Origin of the sequence: Roseospirillum parvum (assembly GCF_900100455.1) — a bacterium.
GTDB classification, from domain to species: Bacteria; Pseudomonadota; Alphaproteobacteria; order Rhodospirillales; family Rhodospirillaceae; genus Roseospirillum; species Roseospirillum parvum.
In genome coordinates, this window is sequence record NZ_FNCV01000001.1 from 1 (window position 1) to 19,375 (window position 19,375).

The window sequence follows — 19,375 nt, forward strand, 5'->3', positions numbered from 1 at the left end:
CGATATCTGCGACCTCTACACTCCAGACGAATGCTGGAACTACCTCAAGCACGCCGGATATGCGTCAGATTAAAGGCTCACCGCTCTAGAGCACGTCGCGTTTATCCGGGGTCACAAAGTGACCCCGGATAAACGCGACGTGCTCTAAGGACCCCCGCCGGTTCGATGCAGATAGCCGCCCCGTCCGAGTCTTGTTCGGACGGGTTTTTGGTGCAGGTCGGCTTTGCCGACCTGCGAAACCACCCCCCTCGATCTGCCGCAGGTTTGTTTTCTGGTTCGCAGGCCAGCAAGGCTGGCCTGCACCCACCCCCCTTCTGTCCCTGTCTCAGCCCAGGCGTTCCGCGCCAAGTCAAGGAGGGGGTCCGGGGGACCGCCTTCGGTCCCCCGGTGGGGGCTCGGGGGCGAAGCCCCCGTGTTTGTTGTTCCGCTCGGGGGCGAAGCCCCCGTGTTTGTTGTTCCGCTCGGGGGCGAAGCCCCCGTCAGGGCACTTCCGGTGTCCTGCCCCGGCGGATCAGGCGCAATTCCAGGATGATCACGCCGGCCAGCACCAGGGCGCCGCCGAGCAGTTTGCCGGTGCTCAGGGTTTCGCCGAGCAGGGCGACTCCGGCGCCGACCGAGATGAAGGGGGCGACCAGGGCGAAGGGGGCCACCTGGCTGACCGGGAAGCGTCCCAGCAGCCAGTACCACAGGCCGTAGGCGACGATGGACGAGCCCAGGCAGATGTAGGCGAGGGCGGCCCAGGTGGTCCACGGGGCGGCCAGGGTGGCGGCGATCTGGCCTTCTTCCAGCAGGAAGGACAGGGCGAGCAGGGGCGGCCAGGCGAGCAGGCTGATCCAGCCGGTGACGGTCAGCGGGTGGAGGTCCCTGAGATGGCGCCCCAGCACGTTGCCCAGGGCCCAGGCGAAGGCGGCCCAGATCAGCAGGGCGAGGAAGCGGGGATCGCTGCCGCCGCCCTCGGCCGGGCCGGCGCTGGCCACCCCGAGCACGGCGGCGCCGACGAAGGCCAGCCCGATGCCCAGGCCGCGCCGCCAGCCGGGCAGGTCCTTCAGCAGCAGGGCGGCGAGCACGGCGGAGAAGGGCGGGCCGAGCTGGATCATCACCGCGCCGACGGCGGCATCGACCTGGCTCAGGCCCCAGAACAGGGCGCCGAAGTGGCCCACCCCCATGATCAGCCCGAGGCCGATCAGCCCTTTCATGCGGCCGCGCGGCAGGGGCATGAAGGGGACCACCAGCAGCGACACGGCCATGAAGCGCAGGGCCAGGAAGAACAGCGGCGGAATGCTCTCCACCCCGATCTTCACGGCGATCATGTTGAAGCCCCAGATGGCGGCCACGGTGAGGGCCAGCACCCGGCGGTCGGACACCCAGGCCGGGGTCACTTGAGGCCGCGCTCCTGGGCGATGCGGTCGTAGGCGGCGTTGATGGCGGCCATGCGGCTGGTGGCGACCTCGATGAACTCGGGTGGCATGCCCTTGGCGGCCAGCAGGTCGGGGTGGTGTTCGCGGGTCAGGCGGCGCCAGGCGGCCTTGATCTCCTCGCCGCTGGCCGCGCGGTCGACCCCCAGCACCTGATAGGGGTCGCCTTCGCCGGCCGGGGCGCCGCCGGCCCGCACGCGGGCGAAATCGCGCGGCGGCAGGCCGAAGATACGGGCCACCTCTTCCAGGAAGGCGATTTCCTCGGGGGCCATTGCGTGGCCATCGGCCTGGGCGATCATGATCAGCGCCCCGAGCAGGTTTTCCAGCATCTCGGGGCTGTCGCGGAACTCGCGGGCGATGTGGGCGGCGGCGATCTGGTAGCCGTCGGTGGAGCGCCGGGCGGTGTCCCACAGCCGGCCGATGGTGCTCATCTGCTCGGGCGGGATGTGGAACAGCGACTTGAAGGCGTCGATCTCGGCCCGGGTGACGGTGCCGTCGGCCTTGGCCATCTTGGCGGCCAGGGTGACCAGGGCGGCGGTGAAGGCGGCCTGACGGGCCTGGGCGCGGGCGTTTTCCAGCTTTTCGCGCACCCCGCCCAGGCGGCGCCGGCCTTCGCCGGCCACATCGTCGCCGAGGCCGAAGTTGTCGCGGTCGGCCACCGCCATGCGGTCGAAGGCGTGGCCGGCGGCGACGCCCAGGCCGGCGCCCAGCGGTCCGCCCAGGGCCATTCCGGCGGCCCCGCCGATCAGTTTTCCCCACCAGCCCATGGCGTATCGGTCACTCTTGCTTGCTCGGATGGTGTTCCGGCGACGACGGCCGGTCGGCCGCCAGAGTGCCCCAGACGCGGCGGGAAAGCCAGGGGTATGGTGGGGGGATCAGGGGTCGGCGGTGCCCATGATGTGGGCCACGGTGTAGCCCAGCCCGGCGACGACGCTGACCAGGGCCAGCACGGCCAGATAGGTTTCGCCGAAGGGGGCCCAGGTGAACAGGCCCATCCACAGGCTCCACAGATGGTCTAGAAGCTCGGAGAAATTCAGCATGACCGGTCCTCCCCGTGCGGGTCCCGAAGGTTCCCGGGGGCCGCGCGACGGGGGGCTTGGGGCCCCGGTTTTGGAGATGGCGCGGTCCGGGTGGGGATTGAACACAAGTTCCTGGGTCGGTTATAGGGGAGGGTGGGCCCAGGCGATGTATTCCGGGTCACATAAGTGTTTGTCCCTGAACAGGTAGTGCGTCATGACCAGCCCCGCCCCCGAGGTCGCCATTCCCGCCCCGCCGGTCGACCGGGCCGGGCTGATGGGTTTCCTCGAGGCCTTGGGCATCGCCGGCCAGACCTTCACCCACCCGCCGGTGAACACGGTCGAGGAAGCGCTGACCCACTGGGCGGCGATCCCCGGGGTGCACGCCAAGAACCTGTTCCTGAAGGACGCCGGCGGCCAGTTGTGGCTGGTCGTGGTGCCGTTTGCCCGCCGGGTCGACCTGAAGGCCCTGCCCAGGCAGATCGGCTCGAAGCGGCTGTCGTTCGGGCGCGGCACGCTGCTCGAAGAGGTGCTGGGGGTGCTGCCGGGCTCGGTGACGCCGCTGGCCATGATCAACGACGCCGAGGGCCGGGTGAAGCTGGTGCTCGATGCCTGGATGATGGCCCAGCCGCGACTGGCCTTTCATCCACTGGAGAACACCGCCACCGTCAGCCTGGGCAACGCCGACTTCCGGCGCTTCCTGACCCACCTTGGCCAAAGCTGGCAGGAGGTGGACCTGGGCGGCGACCCCGGCCCCGATTCGGAGACCCCCGCGCCATGACCGCCGCGCCCATCACCCGGCCGCGCCGCAGCCCCTCGCCGGCCCTGCTCAAGGCTCTCACGGAGGTGCTCGGAGAGCGCCTGTCCACCGGCGCGGCGCTGTGTGAACAGCACGGGCGCGACGAGTCGTGGCACCCGGCGGCACCGCCCGACGCGGTCGCCTTCGCCCGCACCACCGACGAGGTGGCCCAGGTGGTGCGCCTGTGCGCGGCGGAGAAGGTGCCGGTGATCGCCTTTGGCACCGGCACCTCGCTGGAAGGGCAGGTGGCGGCGCTGGAAGGCGGGGTGTGCCTGGATCTCTCGGGCATGGACCGGGTGCTGAGCGTCAACCCGGCCGACATGGACGCCACCGTCGAGGCCGGGGTGACCCGCAAGACCCTGAACAGCCACCTGCGCGACAGCGGCCTGTTCTTCCCCATCGACCCGGGGGCCGACGCCTCGCTGGGCGGCATGGCGGCGACCCGGGCCAGCGGCACCAACGCGGTGCGCTACGGCACCATGCGCGACTCGGTGCTCTCGCTGACCGCCGTGATGGCCGACGGGCGGATCATCCGAACCCGGCGCCGGGCCCGCAAATCGGCCGCCGGCTACGACCTGACCGGCCTGCTGGTGGGCAGCGAGGGGACGCTCGGCATCATCACCGAGGTCACCGTGCGGCTGGCCGGCATCCCGGAGGCGGTGAGCGCCGCGGTGTGTCCCTTCCCCAGCCTGAAGGCGGCGGTGGACACGGTGATCGAGACCATCCAGCACGGCGTGCCGGTGGCCCGCATCGAGCTTCTGGACGCCACCTCGATGCGCGCCGTGAACGCCTATTCCAAGCTGTCGTATGCCGAGGCGCCGACCCTGTTCTTCGAGTTCCACGGCTCGCCGGCCCACGTTGCCGAGCAGGCCGAGACGGTGAAGGCCCTGGCCGGCGAGCACGGCGGGGCCGACTTCGCGTGGGCCAGTCAGCCGGAAGAGCGCAGCCGGCTGTGGCAGGCCCGGCACGACGCCTATTACGCCTCGCTGGCCCTGCGCCCGGGCTCGAAGGGCTGGCCGACCGATGTCTGCGTGCCGATCAGCCGACTGGCCCAGTGCATCACCGAGACCGAGGCCGACCTCAAGGACTGTTCGGTGCCCTATGCCCTGGTCGGCCACGTGGGCGACGGCAACTTCCATCTGGTCTTCATGGTCGACCCCGAGCGCCCCGACGAGGTGACCGAGGTGGAACACTTCAACACCCGCATGGTGGACCGCGCCATCGCGCTGGACGGCACCTGCACCGGCGAGCACGGCATCGGCTATGGCAAAATGGCTTTCATGGCCGCCGAACACGGCGAGGCGTTGGGCGTGATGGCCGACGTGAAGCGGGCCCTCGACCCCGACAACATCCTCAACCCGGGGAAGATCGTGCCGGTGTAGGGGGCCGAGAACGGGGGCGGGCCCGCCACGCCGATGGCGCGCCGCCAAAACGACCCCCGCCTGAGCGCAGACGTGTCCCCGCGTGGGGGGGGGGAACGCACAGGCCGGTGGTGCGCGGTGCCTCGTTTTCCCGGTTCATCCCCGCGTGGGCGGGGAACACATCAGCCGATCCAGCCGGTTCATCTCAAAGTCCGGTTCATCCTCGCGTGGGCGGGGAACACGGGGTTTTCCACATGAGCAAAGTGACCCGGTTCGGTTCATCCCCGCGTGGGCGGGGAACACTAGCGTCTCGCCCGGAAGTCCTCGCGGGCCTCCGGTTCATCCCCGCGTGGGCGGGGAACACCCGCGCCTGCGAGTGCCCCAGGTAGCCCGCGACGGTTCATCCCCGCGTGGGCGGGGAACACTCTTCTTGGAGAGCGTTGAGTTTGCTTGGGTTTTCACGATGTCCAAAAGCCACCGAAATGTTCGCTTTTCGTCCCGGGGCGCGTTGGCCGTTCCCCTGGAGGCGGTCAGCCCCTTCAGGCTAGCAGCCGCAGGTGTTGGTCGTCCAGGTGGTTTGGCCGCGCGCGGGGCGGGCGCCGCGTCCCCTGCCCAGCCTTCAGGCGGCCACGGCGCCGGGGTCGATCAGGGTCAGGATGTCGCCCATGATGCGGGTCAGATCGAAGTCCTTGGGGGTGTAGACGGCGGCCACGCCCTTCTGTTTCAACAGCGCGGCGTCGGGCTCGGGGATGATGCCGCCGGCGACCACCGGCAGGCCGGCCAGCCCGGCCTCGGCGAGGCGCGCCACCACGTCCGACACCAGCGCCACGTGGGAGCCCGAGAGCACCGACAGCCCGACCACGTCGACCCCTTCCTCCACCGCGGCGGCGACGATCTGGGCCGGGGTCAGCCTGATCCCCTGGTAGACCACCTCGAAGCCCACGTCGCGGGCCCGCACCGCGATCTGCTCGGCGCCGTTGGAGTGGCCGTCGAGCCCCGGCTTGCCGACCAGCATGCGCGGCCGATGGCCCAGGCGGCCAGTCACCGCCTGTAGTTGCCCGCGCACCTCGGCCAGGGCGCTCGGGTCGGGCCCCCGGATGGTGCCGCCGACCCCGGTCGGGGCGCGGTATTCGCCCCACACCCGGCGCAGGGTGTCGGCCCATTCGCCGGTGGTCACCCCGGCGTGGGCGCAGGCGATGGAGGGCTCCATCAGGTTGGTCCCGGACTCGGCGGCCTCGGCCAGGGCTTTCAGGGTGGCCTCGACCTGGGCCCCGTCGCGCTCGGCCCGCCAGCGCTCGAGCGCCGCGACCTGGGCCTGCTCGGCTCCGGGGTCGGGCTTGAGGAAGCTGCCGTCGCCGGCGGTCAGCGGCGAGGGCGCGGCCTCGGTGAAGCGGTTGACCCCGACCACCACCTGCTCGCCGCTTTCGATGGCCGCCACCCGGCGGGCGTTGGCGCGCACCAGTTGGCTCTTGAGGTAGCCGCTTTCCACGGCGGCGACGGCGCCCCCCATGCCCTCGATGCGGGTCAGCTCGGCCCGCGCCTCGGCCTTCAGCGCCTCGACCCGCTCGGTGATGACGTGGCTGCCCTCGAAGATGTCGCCGAACTCCAGAAGGTCGGTCTCGTAGGCGACGATCTGTTGCAGGCGCAGCGACCACTGCTGGTCCCACGGCCGGGGCAGGCCCAGGGCCTCGTTCCAGGCGGGAAGCTGCACCGCGCGGGCCCGGGCATCGCGCGACAGGGTGACGGCGAGCATCTCAAGGAGAATGCGATAGACGTTGTTCTCCGGCTGCTGCTCGGTCAGGCCCAGGCTGTTGACCTGCACGCCATAGCGGAAGCGGCGCAATTTGGCATCGTCGATGCCGTAGCGCTCCTGGCAGATCTCGTCCCACAACTGGGTGAAGGCGCGCATCTTGCACAGCTCGGTCAGGAAGCGGATGCCGGCGTTGACGAAAAAGCTGATCCGCCCGACCACCTTGGGGAAGTCCTCGGGGGGCACCTGCCCGCCGTCCCTGACCTGATCGAGCACCGCGATGGCGGTGGCCAGGGCGAACGCCAGCTCCTGCTCGGGCGTCGCCCCGGCCTCCTGCAGGTGGTAGGAGCAGACATTCATCGGGTTCCAGCGCGGCATCTCCTTATAGGTGAAGCTGACCACGTCCTCGATCAGGCGCATCGAGGGGGCGGGCGGGAAGATGTGGGTGCCGCGCGACAGGTATTCCTTGATGATGTCGTTCTGGGTGGTTCCGGCCAGGGCCTTCCTGGGGGCGCCCTGGCGCTCCGCCACCGCCACGTAGAGGGCCAGCATCCACGCCGCCGGGGCGTTGATGGTCATCGAGGTGTTCATCTCGCCCAGGGGAATGCCCTCGAACAGCGCTTCCATGTCGCCGATGTGGCTGACCGGCACCCCGACCTTGCCCACCTCGCCCCGGGCCAGCACGTGATCGGAATCGTAGCCGGTCTGGGTGGGCAGATCGAACGCCACCGACAGCCCGGTCTGGCCCCGCGCCAGGTTGGTGCGGAACAGCCGGTTGGTCTCCACCGCCGAGGAGTGCCCCGAATAGGTGCGGAACAGCCAGGGCCTGTCGCGCTGCGGCGCGACTTGGGAAGGCGGTTCGCGCTCGGGCGCGACTTGGGGGGACGGTTCGCGCTGCGGTGCGGCGGAGTCGGCGGGCGGGGTTTGGGGGCTCATCGGGCGATCTCCTGGCGGGGCGAAACGGGAAGCGAGCGGCTCGGCAGCGGCATCAGCGCACGAAAGTTTCCATGAATGGCAAGCACAAGCAACATTGCGTAATTTGTGCATTGCGAAAGGCAGACTTTCAAGCTAAACCTTTCCCTCATGAAAGACCACCCGGGCGACACTCCTGGCGGCCACCACAGCCAGCCAGGGTGGCCGAAAAACCGGGGAACGCCGCCACACCAGGCCAGGGAAGGAGCCCCCACCAATGACCGCGCAGACGGCCACCGCCATCGTCCCCGACGACTCGATTTCCGCCGCCACCGCCGGCCAGCCGGTGAAGGACCTCTACGACATTGGCGAGATTCCGCCGCTCGGCCATGTGCCCAAGCAGATGCACGCCTGGGTCATCCGCCGCGACCGCCACGGCCCGCCCGAGGAGTCGTTCCAGCACGAGGTGGTGCCGGTGCCCGAGTTGGACAGCCACGAGGTGCTGATCCTGGTGATGGCCGCCGGGGTCAACTACAACGGCGTTTGGGCCGGCCTGGGCCAGCCGATCAGCGTCTTTGACGTGCACAAGGCCGAGTATCACATCGCTGGCTCCGACGCCTCGGGCATCGTCTGGGCGGTGGGCGCGAAGGTGAAGCGCTGGAAGGTGGGCGACGAGGTGGTCGTGCACTGCAACCAGGATGACGGCGACGACGAGGAGTGCAACGGCGGCGACCCGATGTTCTCGCCCACCCAGCGCATCTGGGGCTACGAGACGCCGGATGGCTCCTTCGCCCAGTTCACCCGCGTCCAGGCGCAGCAGCTGATGGCCCGCCCCCGGCACCTGACCTGGGAGGAATCCGCCTCCTACACCCTGACCCTGGCCACCGCCTACCGGATGCTGTTCGGGCATCGCCCGCATGTGCTCCGGCCCGGGCACAACGTGCTGATCTGGGGCGCCTCGGGCGGCCTGGGGGCGATGGCGATCCAGTTGTGCGCCGTCTCCGGGGCCAACGCCATCGGCGTTATTTCCGACGAGTCCAAGCGCGACTTCGTGATGAGCCTGGGCGCCAAGGGGGTGATCAACCGCAAGGACTTCAACTGCTGGGGTCAGTTGCCCAAGGTCAACGGCGAGGGCTTCGGCGACTACATGAAGGAGGTCAGGAAGTTCGGCAAGGCGATCTGGGAGATCACCGGCAAGGGCACCGATGTCGACTTCGTCTTCGAGCATCCCGGCGAGCAGACCTTCCCGGTCTCCTGCAACGTGGTCAAGCGCGGCGGCATGGTGGTCTTCTGCGCCGGCACCACCGGCTTCAACCTGACCTTCGACGCCCGCTTCGTGTGGATGCGCCAGAAGCGCATCCAGGGCAGCCACTTCGCCAACCTGAAGCAGGCCGCCCAGGCCAACCAACTGGTCGTCGAGCGGCGCATCGACCCCTGCACCAGCGAGGTCTTCACCTGGGAGCAGATCCCCGCCGCCCACACCAAGATGATGAACAACCTGCACAAGCCGGGCAACATGGCGGTGCTGGTGCAGGCCAAGAAGCCCGGTCGGCGGACCCTGGAAGAGGTGGTGGAAGGCAGCTAGAAAGGAGCTCCTCTCATCACTGCCTTGTTCCTCACCAGCCAGACGAGTCGCCCGCCATGACCCACCAACCCGCCGGCCTGATCGTGCCCGACCTGCTCAACACCTGCGAGCGGGCCCACATCGCCTGCCAGCAGGCCATCCAGGCCATCGGCCAGCACCTCGCCGCGCGCCTGCTCGACGACAACGGGCGGCTCGACGGCGCGCGCCTTCACGCCGAGCAGTTCGCCGCCCACGGCTACGCCTGGTTCGCCACCTACGACGCCGCGCTGGGCGCCATGCTGGGCTGGGCCCAGCGGCTCGAGGCGGCCGGCAAGCTGGGCGAGCTGGAACAGTTGATGCTCCAGGCCGCTTTCTCCGAGTACCTGCATCAGATTTACGGCGGGGTGCCGATCAGCCAGGGCGAAACCGCCCGGCTGGCCGACTTCGGCATCGAGATGCGCGAACGCCACCTGCTGCAAACCCCCTACACCACCCTGCTGCGCGAACACGGCTTCACCGCCGCCTGCAAGGCCCGCATCGCGGCGCTGATCGAGCACGATGGCTTCGGCGACCCGGGCTACGACGACGACACCCTGGACATGGTCGCCGACCAGTTCCGCAAGTTCGGTGAGTCCGAGGTCGCCCCCCACTGCCACGAATGGCACCTGAAGGACGAGTTGATCCCCATGTCGGTCATCCGCCAGATGGCCGAGTTGGGGGTGTTCGGCCTGACCGTGCCGGAAGAGAACGGCGGCCTGGGCATGGGCAAGGCCGCCATGTGTGTGGTGACGGAAGAGTTGTCGCGCGCCTTCCTGGGCGTCGGCTCGCTGGGCACCCGCTCGGAAATCGCCGCCGAGCTGATCCGCCTGGGCGGCACCGAGGCGCAGAAGGACCGCTACCTGCCAGCCATCGCCAGCGGCGAGATCCTGCCCACCGCCGTCTTCACCGAGCCCAACACCGGCTCCGACCTGGCCAGCCTGACCACCCGCGCCGTGCGCGACGGCGACGACTACGTGATCACCGGCGCCAAAACCTGGATCACCCACGCCGCCCGGGCCGACATGATGACCCTGCTCGCCCGCACCGATCCGGCCGAGAAGGGCTACAAGGGCCTGTCCATGTTCCTGATCGACAAGCCGGCCGGCACCGATGCCGACCCGTTCCCCCTGGACGGCCTGTCGGGCGGCGAGATCAAGGTGCTGGGGTACCGGGGGATGAAGGAGTACGAACTCTCCTTCGACGAACTCCGGGTCCCCGCCTCGGCCCTGCTCGGCGGCGAGGAAGGCAAGGGCTTCAAGCAGCTCATGGCCACCTTCGAGGCGGCCCGCATCCAGACCGCCGCCCGCGCCGTGGGGGTGGCCGTCAACGCCATGGAAGAAGGCCTCGCCTACGCCACCCAGCGCCAGCAGTTCGGCCAGCCCCTCTACGCCTTCCCCCGGGTCCACGGCAAGCTGGCCTGGATGGCCGTGGAAACCATGATCGCCCGCCAACTCACCCTGGTCGCGGCGCGCGAAAAGGACCAGGACCTGCGCTGCGACATCGAAGCCGGCATGGCCAAGCTGCTCGCCGCCCGGGTGGCCTGGGCCAACGCCGACAACGCCCTGCAAATCCACGGCGGGAACGGCTACGCCGAGGAATACCGGATCAGCCGCATCCTGTGCGACGCCCGTATCCTCAACATCTTCGAAGGCGCCGCCGAGATCCAGGCCCAGGTCATCGCCCGGGGACTGCTGGGACGCTGACAACAGCAGACGCCGTTGCAAGCTTGGGGGCGCTGCCCCCAAACCCCCGCCGGGGAGGCTGGGCCTCCCCGGACCCCGCCAGGTCGTTGGAGGGGAACGCTTAAGGTCGAGCCGAGCGCGGATGGGGGTTGGTTGCAGGCCAGCTTCGCTGGCCTGCGGAAACAAAAATCCACCGAGCAGCCGTCCTGCGCGGACTTGATCCGCGCATCCTTGCGCCACTTCGTTGGTGTCTGTTTACGCGGGCCAGCAAAGCTGGCCCGCACCCAACCTCATCCGAATTTCAAGCCGTCGCCGGCGTTTCGCTCCAACGACTGGAGGGGGTCCGGGGGATCGCCTTCGATCCCCCGGCGGGGTGTGGGGCAGCGCCCCATCCAGCCCCCGGTTACGCCAGCCGGTCGCCGGGACGCAGGCGGCTGCCGCGCAGGAAGTCCTCGGCCGGGGTTTCTTTCCGCCCTGGGCGTTGGACGTCCAGCAGGTGCACGGCGCCTTCGCCGCAGGCCACCACCAGTCCGGGGCCGGGGAGCAGGGTGCCGGGGTCGGCGCCGCGCGGGCGGGCGTCGTCGGCCGGGGCGGCGCGCAGCAGTTTCAGGCGCTCGCCGTCCGGGGTCTGGCACCAGGCGCCGGGGAAGGGCGACAGGCCGTTGATGCGCTGGCGCACCACGTCGGCTGGTTCGCTCCAGTCCACGCGGGCTTCCGCCTTGTCGATCTTGGCGGCGTAGGTCACTCCGTCGTCCGGCTGGGCGATGGGGATCAGGTGGCCGTGTTCCAGGTCGTGGAGGGCGGGGTTGATCATCTCGCCGCCGTGGGCGGAGAGGATGTCGTGCAGATCGCCGGTGGTGGTGTCGGGATCGATCGGCACCACCGGGCCGAAGCGCAGGATGGGACCGGTATCCAGGCCGACGTCCATCTGCATCAGGGTGAGGCCGCTTTCGCGGTCGCCTTCCAGCACGGCGCGGTGGATGGGGGCGGCGCCGCGCCAGCGGGGCAGGCGCGAGGCGTGCAGGTTGAGGCAGCCCAGGCGCGGCGCTTCCAGCACCGCCGGCGGCAGGATCAGCCCGTAGGCGGCGACCACCGCCACGTCGGCTTCGAGGGCCTGGAAGGCCTCGATCTCCGCCGCGTCCTTGAGGCGGGTCGGGGTGCGCACGGGCAGGCCCTGGGCCTCGGCGAAGGCGGCCACCGGGGTCGGGCGCTCGGCCTTGCCGCGCCCCGCCGGGCGGGCCGGCTGGGCGTAGACGGCGACCACCTCGTGCTGGCGGGTCAGCGAGGCCAGGGCGGGCACGGCGAAATCGGGCGAGCCCATGAAGACAACACGCATGATGGATCAGCCCTCCACCGGTTCGGGGGCAAACAGTCGGGGCGGCGCGGCGAAGGCGTCCTGGGCGGCGATCAGTTGCAGCTCGCGGGTGCCGGCCTGGGCGGTGAGGCGGAACAATTCATAGAGCGCCGAGGTGGCCCGGGCCGCCGCCTCCGGCACCGAGCCGCTCTTCAACAGGTGGCCCAGGAACAGCGCGGCGATGGCGTCGCCGGAGCCGTTGGGCGGCGGCTCCACCGGCACCAGGGGGGTGCGCACCCGCCATGCCCCGGCGCCGTCGACGGCCAGGCATTCGATGGTGCCGGGGCTTGAGTCGGCGGCCATCAGGCTGGTCACCAGGACCACCGAGGGGCCCAGGGCGCGCAGCCTGTGGGCGGCGTCGACCGCGTCGGCGACGCTGCCGATGGGGCACCCGGTGAGCAGCTCCAGCTCGAACTGGTTGGGGGTCGTCACCTCGGCCGCCGGCATCACCTGATGGCGGATGAAGTCGGGGATGTCCGGGGCGACGAAAACGCCGCGTCCCACGTCGCCCATCACCGGGTCGCAGCAATACAGCGCCCCGGGGCTGGCCGCGCGCACCCGGCGCGCCGCTTCCAGGATCACCGCCCCGGTGCCGGCGCTGCCCAGGTAGCCCGAGAGCACCGCCTCGACGCCCTCGAGGGCGCCGCGCTCGGCCATGCCGTCCAGGCAGGCCTCGATCAGCGCCGGGGCGAACACCTCGCCTTTCCAGGCGCCGTAGCCGGTGTGGTTGGAGAACTGCACGGTGTTCACCGGCCAGACCTCGAAGCCCAGCCGTTGCAGGGGAAAGACCGCCGCCGCGTTGCCCACATGGCCGAAGCAGACGTGGCTCTGGATGGAGAGGACCGACATGATGGAGGATCGAAAACCCTTAAAGGGGATTGGGAGGATGGGGGCCGGGGGCGGCTTGCCAGTCCCGACCGACCCCTTATAGTGTCTCCCATCGTCGCTGTCAGGGTGGGTCTTTGCCCGGCATCGCCCGGCTCTTCAGTCAACCCGCCCCGTCCACCCCGCCTTCAAGAACAGGGAGACCGCCATGGCCGCCTCCGCACGTCCCCGGCGCAGTGTGCTCTACATGCCCGGCTCCAACACCCGGGCCCTGGAAAAGGCGCGCGGCCTGCCGGCCGACGGCCTGATCCTCGACCTGGAGGACGCCGTCGCCCCGGAAGCCAAGGAGGAGGCCCGCGCCAACGTCATCGCCGCGACCGCCGACAAGGCCTATGGCCAGCGCGAGGTGCTGATCCGCATCAACGGCCTGGAGACCCCCTGGGGCATGGCCGACGCCATCGCCGCCGCCACCGCCGGGGCTGACGGGGTGCTCCTGCCCAAGGTCGAGAGCGCCGACATGGTGCGCAAGGTGGACGCCGTGCTGAAGGCCAACGGGGCGCCCGATGATCTGGCCCTGTGGTGCATGATGGAAACCCCCATGGGCATCCTGAAGGCGGCCGAGATCGCCGGCGCCAGCCCGCGTCTGGCTGGTTTCGTGATGGGCACCAGCGATCTGGCCAAGGACCTGGGCTGCGCCCACACGCCGCTGCGCCTGCCCATGCTGACGGCGCTTTCCACCTGCCTGCTGGCCGCCCGGGCCCATGGGCTGGCCATCGTCGACGGGGTCTATCTCGATCTGGGCGACGACGAGGGCTTTGCCGACAGTTGCCGCCAGGGCCGCGAGCTGGGCTTCGACGGCAAGACCCTGATCCACCCGCGCACCATCGGCGCCGCCAACGCCGCCTTCGGCCCCACCGAGGCCGAGCTGGCGTGGGCCCGGCGGATCATCGAGGCGCACGCCGAGGCGGCCCGCGAGGGGCGCGGCGTGGTGGTGGTCGATGGCAAGCTGGTCGAGAACCTGCACGTGGAAAGCGCCCGCCGCCTGCTCGCCCTGGCCGGGATGATCGAGCAACTGGAGGCCGGGAACGCGGCATGACGGACACCCCATCGACCCCGACCAAATCCAACCCGACCAAATCCAATCCGGGCCGCTTCTTCGAGGACTTCCGCCCCGGCGAGGAGATCGTCCACGCCACCCCGCGCACCGTCACCGAGGGCGACGCGGCCCTTTACACGGCCCTCTATGGTTCGCGCTTTCCCTTCGAATCGGCGGCCACGGCGGCGCTCGACCACGGCTTCGAGGACGCCCCGCTGGACGACCTGCTGGTCTTCCACATCGCCTTCGGCAAGACGGTGCCCGATGTCTCGCTGAACGCGGTGGCCAACCTGGGCTACGCCGGCGGCCGCTTCGGGGTGCCGGTCTACGCCGGCGACACGCTGTCCACGGTCAGCCGGGTGGTCGGCCTCAAGGAGAACAGCAACCGCAAGACCGGGGTGGTCTACGTCCACTCGGCGGCGACCAACCAGCGCGGCGAGCCGGTGCTCGACTACATCCGCTGGGTGATGGTCCACAAGCGCGACCCCGAAAGCCCGGCCCCCGAGCCGCTGCTGCCCCACCTGCCCGAGGCGGTGGACGCGGCCGACCTGCGCCTGCCCGAGGGGGTGTCGTTCGCCGGCTTCGACACCGCGCTGACCGGCTCGCCCCACCTGTGGGAGGACTACCAGCCCGGCGAGCGCATCGACCACGTGGACGGCATGACGGTCGAGGAGGCCGAGCACATGCTGGCCACCCGCCTCTACCAGAACACGGCGCGCGTCCACTTCAACCAGTTGGCCCAGCAGGACAGCCGCTTCGGCCGCCGGCTGATCTACGGCGGCCACGTCATCAGCCTGGCCCGGGCGCTGTCGTTCAACGGGCTGGGCAACGCCGTGCGGCTGGCCGCCATCAACGCCGGCAGCCACACCAACCCGCTGTTCGCCGGCGACACCGTGTTCGCCTGGTCGGAGGTGGTCGAGCGCCTGGAGGTGCCCGGGCGCCGCGACGTGGGCGCCCTGCGCCTGAAGACCGTGGCCACCCGCAACCAGCCGGCCGATGCCTTCCCCGAGAAGGACGAGAACGGCAAGTGGGCGAGCGAGGTCATCCTGTCGTTCGACTACACCGTTCTCATGCCCCGCCGCGCCTGAGGCAGCCGACCCCCATGCCCACCTTCTCCCGGGACCTCAAGATCATGCTCCAGAAGGACCTCGCGGCCGAACGGGCCGTCTGGATGGAAAAGGCCCGCACCCTTTCGGAAGCGCTGCCCTACATGCGCCGTTTCGCCGGGCAGACCATCGTCGTGAAATACGGCGGCCACGCCATGGGCGACCCCGAGCTGGCCCGCCTGTTCGCCCGCGACATCGTGCTTCTGAAGCAGGTCGGCATCCACCCGGTGGTGGTCCACGGCGGCGGGCCGCAGATCAAGGCCATGCTGGACCGCCTGAAGATCCAGTCGGAGTTCGTCCACGGCCTGCGCGTCACCGACCGCGAGACGGTGGACATCGTCGAGATGGTCCTGGCCGGCTCGATCAACAAGCAGATCGTGCAGAACATCAACCAGGCCGGCGGCTTCGCGGTCGGCCTGTCGGGCAAGGACGGCAACCTGATCCGCGCCGAGCGCCTCTCGCGCACCGTCAAGGACCCCGACAGCGCCATCGAGAAGGCGCTCGACCTGGGCTTTGTCGGGGCGCCCCGGGCGATCACCAGCCACATCCTGGAAAGCTTCCGCGACAGCGACATCATCCCGGTGATCGCCCCCATCGGCTTCGACGCCGAGGGCCACACCTACAACATCAACGCCGACACCGCCGCCGGCGCGGTGGCCGGGGCGCTGAAGGCGACCCGCCTTCTGATGCTGACCGACGTGGCCGGGGTGCTGGACCAGGAGGGCAATCTGGTCACCGACCTGACCACCGAGGACGCCCGCGCCCTGATCGCCGACGGGACCATCAGCGGCGGCATGATTCCCAAGGTGGAAACCTGCCTTGCCGCCATCCGCGAGGGGGTCAAGGCGGCGGTCATCCTGGACGGCCGGGTGCAGCACGCGGTGCTTCTGGAAATCTTCACCCCGGGCGGCGCCGGCACCCTGATGAAAAGCGCCGCCGGGGCCTGAGCGGCCCGGGACGGTCGGAAAGGCGGGGCCGGGGGCACCCTGGGGGCTTGTCCCCAGGAACATTGTGGACAGATACCAGGGCGTGGCATACTCCGCCGCCTGTTTCGACCCCCTTTTCATGCCCAGCCAGGGAGCCCCCGTCATGGATCTGGCCGCCGTGCTTGCCGCCCTCGCCTTCATTCTGGTCAACTTCGTGGCCGCCTCCTCGGCCGCCATCTACAAGCCCGACAGCTGGTACGAGAACCTCAGGAAGCCGCGTTGGAATCCGCCCAACAAGGTGTTTCCCATCGCCTGGGCGTTCTTCTATTCGCTGCTGGCGCTGGGTGGCTGGCTGGCCTGGCAGGGCGCCGAGGGTGGCGAGGCGACCATGCCGCTGATGATCTACGGCGTGCACATGGCGCTGAACGCGCGCTGGTCGTACTTCTTCTTCGGCATGAAGCGCATCGACCTGTCGCTGATGGAAGCGACCCTGATGTGGCTGTCCATCCTGGCCACCATCCTGGCCTTCTTCCCGGTCGATCCGGTCGCCGCCTGGGTGCTGGTGCCCTACCTGGGGTGGGTCACCTTCGCCACCATCCTCAACACCGCGATCCTGCTGCTCAACCGCCCGGGCAAGCAGGGCGGCGGGGTGCGCCGCCCGGCCGACACCGGACTGGCCGACGACGACTGAGCCGAACGGCGTCGGGGCCGGTCGCCGGGCCGGCCCTGGCTGTCCTCAGTAAGCGTTGCTACCGTTGCCGTTGCCGTTGCCGTTGCCGTTGGCCAGGTGGCCCTGGTCGATCAGGGCCTTCAGGGCCTCGACCACGTCGGCGTCGTAGCGCCCCGGGTGCTGGGCCAGGATGTCGAGCACGTCCTCGGCCCGGTTGGCCTTGCGGTGGGCGCGCTCGGAGGTGCGGGCCACGAACACGTCGGCCACCCCGAGGATACGGCCGGCCCGGCTGATGTCCTCGCCGCCCAGGCCGTCGGGATAGCCGGTGCCGTCCAGGCGCTCGCTCATCTCGGCCAGGGTGGCGGCGATCGGCAGGTCGGTCTCCAGGTCGCCGAGCAGGGTGCGGGCGTGATCGACGTGGCTTTCCAGCTCGGCCCGTTCGGCGTCGGTCAGGCGGCTGGTCTTGGTCAGCAACTCGCGTGAGACAAACAGCTTGCCGATCTGCGAGACGCGGGCGGTCAGCTCCAGGGTCAGCCGCTCGTCCTCGCTCACCTCCAGGCGCTCGGCCAGGGCCAGGGCGACCTGCTCCAGCTTGGCCGCCTGATCGGCCAGGAAGGGATCGACCGCCGCCACCGTGCGCCCCAGGGTGCGCATGATGCTGTGTTGCAGGCGTTCGCGGTGCTGGCGGTTGAGCACCGCCTCGGTGACGTCCTGGGCCAGGGTCACCCAGCGGGTCACCGTGCCGCCCTGGCCGTCGTCGAAGTCCACCTGGCTCTGCGACACCGACAGCCAGCGCGGCTGACCGAACAGCGCGCAGGCCACCTGCCGCGCCCCGGCCCCGGGGCGGGCGGCGCCGAGGATGGTGGTGGCGGCGGTCGGGTCGTCCAGCACGTCGGCCAGGGTGCGCCCGGTGATCTCGTCGTGGCTGGCCTCGACCAGCTCGCCGACGGCGGCGTTGGCGTAGTGCAGCACGCCGCGCGTGTCGGTGACGAACAGGTACTCCGGAATGGCGTCGATGATGGTGTTGAGCAGCGCCCGCTGATCGGCGATGCGTCCGGCCATGGTCTGGTACTGGGTGGCCAGCCGGCGCTGGTTGTCGGTGGCCTGACGCCACAGGGCGGCCATCACCAGCGAGGCGACCGCCCCGGCGGCGAACACCGACAGCGCCAGGCCAACGAACAGGCTGCCCTGGGCCGGCGAGATGACGGTGGTCACCGGAATGGCGTAGGTCAGCGTCCACGGCAGCTCGGCCAGCGGCCGGGTCAGGGTGAACAGCGGCGGGTTGCCCGGGTGCTGGGTGAAGCCGGCCTTGGCGTCAACCGGCTGGGCGTCCAGGGTGACGGTCAGCCGTTCCCCGGGGCGGGCCAGGGCCCCGGGCACCGCCACCTCGTCGAGCAGGGCGCCGGCCGGCAGTCGGCCGGCCAGCACGCCGACCGGCGCCGTCTGGCCTTGCAGCGGCGGCACCGGGACCAGGAGATCGATGGCCGGGGACGAGGACTCCTCCGCCGCCTCGGCCGCCTCGGCCGGCGCCGGCATGGCCCGCGATTCGCCGCTGTCGGCCACCGTCACGGCGGCCGCCTTGATCTGCGGCTCGAACGGCGCGCCGCCACCGGAAACCAGCCACACCTGACCGTCCGGGGTCAGCAGTTGCAGGGTCTGGGCGTCCAGGGCGCGGGCCTGTTCCTCCAGGGCGCGGCTGAGGAAGGTCAGTTCGGTGTCCAGGCCCTGGCCGGCGCCGCCGGCCACCTCGGCGGCGATCAGGCGCAGGCTTTCCGTCTCGGCCAGGGCACCCAGGCCCTGGCGCCGGGTGGTCAGCCAGTTGCGCACCAGATGGCCGCGGGTTTCCAGCACCGCCTCGGCCCGGCTGGCGGCCGCCGAGATCAGCCGTTCCTTTTCGGTCGACACGGTGTACAGCGTGCCGCCCAGGCCGACCGCCAGCGCGGCGGCCCCGGTCAGGCCGGCGATCAGCCAGGCGCGACGGCGTTCGCGCCGCCCCCGATGGGCGTTGGGCGGGGCGGGGAGGTCTTCCAGCGGCCTGTCGACGGTGCTCACGGGCGGCTCTCCTTGGCCGAAACGGGGGTGGTCCGGGGCGAGGTCAGGGGTGCTCGGCCAGGCGGGCCGGGAAATGGACCCAGCGGGTGGTCTCGTTGAACGAGTACAGCGGCGCGAACAGCGACGAACGGCCAGCCGGTTCGAGCAGCCCGCCGGCCGAGCCGAGCAGCTGCCAGTCGCCGTCGACCCGGGTGACGGCCAGGAAGTGGCCGCCACCGCCCAGGGTGGGGTGGGTGGCGACCACCCGGACGTCGACCGCCGGCACGCCGGCGGCGCGCAGGGTGTGGTACTTGGCCAGGGCCAGGGCCAGATCGCCGGCCGGCTGGCGGTGCGCCCCGAGCAGGTCGCCCAGGGTCGGCCAGGGCGCGTCGGCGGCCGGGGCGGCCGGGGCGGCCGGCGTGGCGGGGTCCGGCGCGGCGGGGTCGGGAGGCGACTCGCCGAGCAACTGGTTGACCAGCAGATTGGCGGCCGAGGCCTTTTCCGCCGCCGGCAGGGTGGCCAGCCCCTCGATGCGGGCCAGCCAGACCTTCTCGGGCAGGCTGGCGCACTCGGCCTCGCCGCGCCCCAGGCAGCCCTTCAGGTCGGCCAGCCAGTTGGCCTGATCAGCCAGGGCGCGCCGCCACAGGGGCAGGGCGGCCAGGGTGTCGGCCGGGATGGCGACGCTGCCCAGGATGTCCGGCCGGGCCGGGGCGGCCTGGGCCGCCGGCGCGGCCAGCACCAGGATGACGGCGGCGAGCGGGGCGCCAAGGCGGCGCGCGAGGCGGGGCCGGGCAGAAAGGCGGCGCGCGAGGCGGGACCGGACCATCGC

The 19,375-nt window shown here is 70.6% G+C and carries 16 protein-coding genes and 1 CRISPR repeat array; of the genes, 8 read left to right on the plus strand and 8 right to left on the minus strand.

The window, feature by feature from the left end; translation table 11 throughout:
* Positions 1-479: 479 nt before the first annotated feature.
* From BLR95_RS00005 to BLR95_RS15650, 3 genes are all read right to left on the minus strand, one after another.
* Positions 480-1,379 carry a DMT family transporter gene (locus tag BLR95_RS00005; RefSeq protein WP_092613886.1) on the minus strand — a complete coding sequence of 300 codons (900 nt, stop codon included), beginning with the start codon at positions 1,377-1,379 and terminating at the stop codon, positions 480-482.
* The gene (locus BLR95_RS00010) at positions 1,376-2,182 is read right to left on the minus strand and encodes a TerB family tellurite resistance protein (RefSeq protein ID WP_092613887.1); all 807 of its coding nucleotides are present in this window, start codon (positions 2,180-2,182) and stop codon (positions 1,376-1,378) included. Before BLR95_RS00010 ends, BLR95_RS00005 begins: the two co-directional genes overlap by 4 nt.
* A gap of 108 nt (positions 2,183-2,290) precedes the next feature.
* Positions 2,291-2,455 carry a hypothetical protein gene (locus tag BLR95_RS15650; protein WP_176787490.1) on the minus strand — a complete coding sequence of 55 codons (165 nt, stop codon included), beginning with the start codon at positions 2,453-2,455 and terminating at the stop codon, positions 2,291-2,293.
* 193 nt (positions 2,456-2,648) lie between these two features.
* Between BLR95_RS15650 and BLR95_RS00015 the strand changes: the two genes are divergently transcribed.
* The gene (locus BLR95_RS00015) at positions 2,649-3,212 is read left to right on the plus strand and encodes a prolyl-tRNA synthetase associated domain-containing protein (protein ID WP_092613888.1); all 564 of its coding nucleotides are present in this window, start codon (positions 2,649-2,651) and stop codon (positions 3,210-3,212) included.
* Positions 3,209-4,612, plus strand: coding sequence for an FAD-binding oxidoreductase (locus BLR95_RS00020; RefSeq protein ID WP_092613889.1), 1,404 nt, complete (start codon positions 3,209-3,211; stop codon positions 4,610-4,612). The genes BLR95_RS00015 and BLR95_RS00020 overlap by 4 nt, the downstream gene beginning before the upstream one ends.
* A 131-nt stretch (positions 4,613-4,743) precedes the next feature.
* A CRISPR array of direct repeats spans positions 4,744-5,016; the repeat unit is 29 nt; unit sequence CGGTTCATCCCCGCGTGGGCGGGGAACAC.
* A 194-nt stretch (positions 5,017-5,210) separates the two neighbouring features.
* On the opposite strand, the gene BLR95_RS00025 is transcribed toward BLR95_RS00020, so the two are convergent.
* A complete protein-coding gene (locus BLR95_RS00025; protein WP_092613890.1) occupies positions 5,211-7,277 on the minus strand; it encodes a protein meaA in 2,067 nt (688 codons plus the stop codon).
* A 253-nt stretch (positions 7,278-7,530) separates the two neighbouring features.
* On the opposite strand from BLR95_RS00025, the gene ccrA reads away from it, so the two are divergent.
* Both ccrA and BLR95_RS00035 read left to right on the plus strand, forming a co-directional pair.
* Positions 7,531-8,838 (plus strand): crotonyl-CoA carboxylase/reductase, encoded by a 1,308-nt coding sequence (gene ccrA, locus BLR95_RS00030; RefSeq protein ID WP_092613891.1) that lies wholly within the window; start codon positions 7,531-7,533, stop codon positions 8,836-8,838.
* Positions 8,839-8,894: 56 nt separating this feature from the next.
* On the plus strand, positions 8,895-10,559 hold the full coding sequence (locus tag BLR95_RS00035) for an acyl-CoA dehydrogenase family protein (RefSeq protein ID WP_092613892.1): 1,665 nt from the start codon (positions 8,895-8,897) through the stop codon (positions 10,557-10,559).
* Between the two features lie 382 nt (positions 10,560-10,941).
* Here BLR95_RS00035 and fmt read toward each other — a convergent pair whose 3' ends face one another.
* Positions 10,942-11,874, minus strand: coding sequence for a methionyl-tRNA formyltransferase (fmt, locus tag BLR95_RS00040; RefSeq protein ID WP_092613893.1), 933 nt, complete (start codon positions 11,872-11,874; stop codon positions 10,942-10,944).
* A 6-nt stretch (positions 11,875-11,880) separates the two neighbouring features.
* The gene (gene pdxY / locus BLR95_RS00045) at positions 11,881-12,741 is read right to left on the minus strand and encodes a pyridoxal kinase PdxY (RefSeq protein ID WP_092613894.1); all 861 of its coding nucleotides are present in this window, start codon (positions 12,739-12,741) and stop codon (positions 11,881-11,883) included.
* A gap of 184 nt (positions 12,742-12,925) precedes the next feature.
* On the opposite strand from pdxY, the gene BLR95_RS00050 reads away from it, so the two are divergent.
* From BLR95_RS00050 to BLR95_RS00065, 4 genes are all read left to right on the plus strand, one after another.
* On the plus strand, positions 12,926-13,813 hold the full coding sequence (locus BLR95_RS00050; RefSeq protein WP_092613895.1) for an HpcH/HpaI aldolase/citrate lyase family protein: 888 nt from the start codon (positions 12,926-12,928) through the stop codon (positions 13,811-13,813).
* On the plus strand, positions 13,810-14,901 hold the full coding sequence (locus BLR95_RS00055) for a MaoC family dehydratase (protein WP_092613896.1): 1,092 nt from the start codon (positions 13,810-13,812) through the stop codon (positions 14,899-14,901). The genes BLR95_RS00050 and BLR95_RS00055 overlap by 4 nt, the downstream gene beginning before the upstream one ends.
* A gap of 44 nt (positions 14,902-14,945) precedes the next feature.
* A complete protein-coding gene (gene argB, locus BLR95_RS00060; RefSeq protein WP_092615164.1) occupies positions 14,946-15,866 on the plus strand; it encodes an acetylglutamate kinase in 921 nt (306 codons plus the stop codon).
* A 142-nt stretch (positions 15,867-16,008) separates the two neighbouring features.
* A complete protein-coding gene (locus BLR95_RS00065) occupies positions 16,009-16,536 on the plus strand; it encodes a TspO/MBR family protein (RefSeq protein ID WP_245689150.1) in 528 nt (175 codons plus the stop codon).
* Positions 16,537-16,581: 45 nt separating this feature from the next.
* Here BLR95_RS00065 and BLR95_RS00070 read toward each other — a convergent pair whose 3' ends face one another.
* Together BLR95_RS00070 and BLR95_RS00075 are read right to left on the minus strand one after the other, a co-directional pair.
* A complete protein-coding gene (locus BLR95_RS00070) occupies positions 16,582-18,567 on the minus strand; it encodes an HD domain-containing phosphohydrolase (protein ID WP_092613897.1) in 1,986 nt (661 codons plus the stop codon).
* A 43-nt stretch (positions 18,568-18,610) separates the two neighbouring features.
* On the minus strand, positions 18,611-19,372 hold the full coding sequence (locus BLR95_RS00075; protein ID WP_092613898.1) for a hypothetical protein: 762 nt from the start codon (positions 19,370-19,372) through the stop codon (positions 18,611-18,613).
* Between the last annotated feature and the right edge of the window lie 3 nt (positions 19,373-19,375).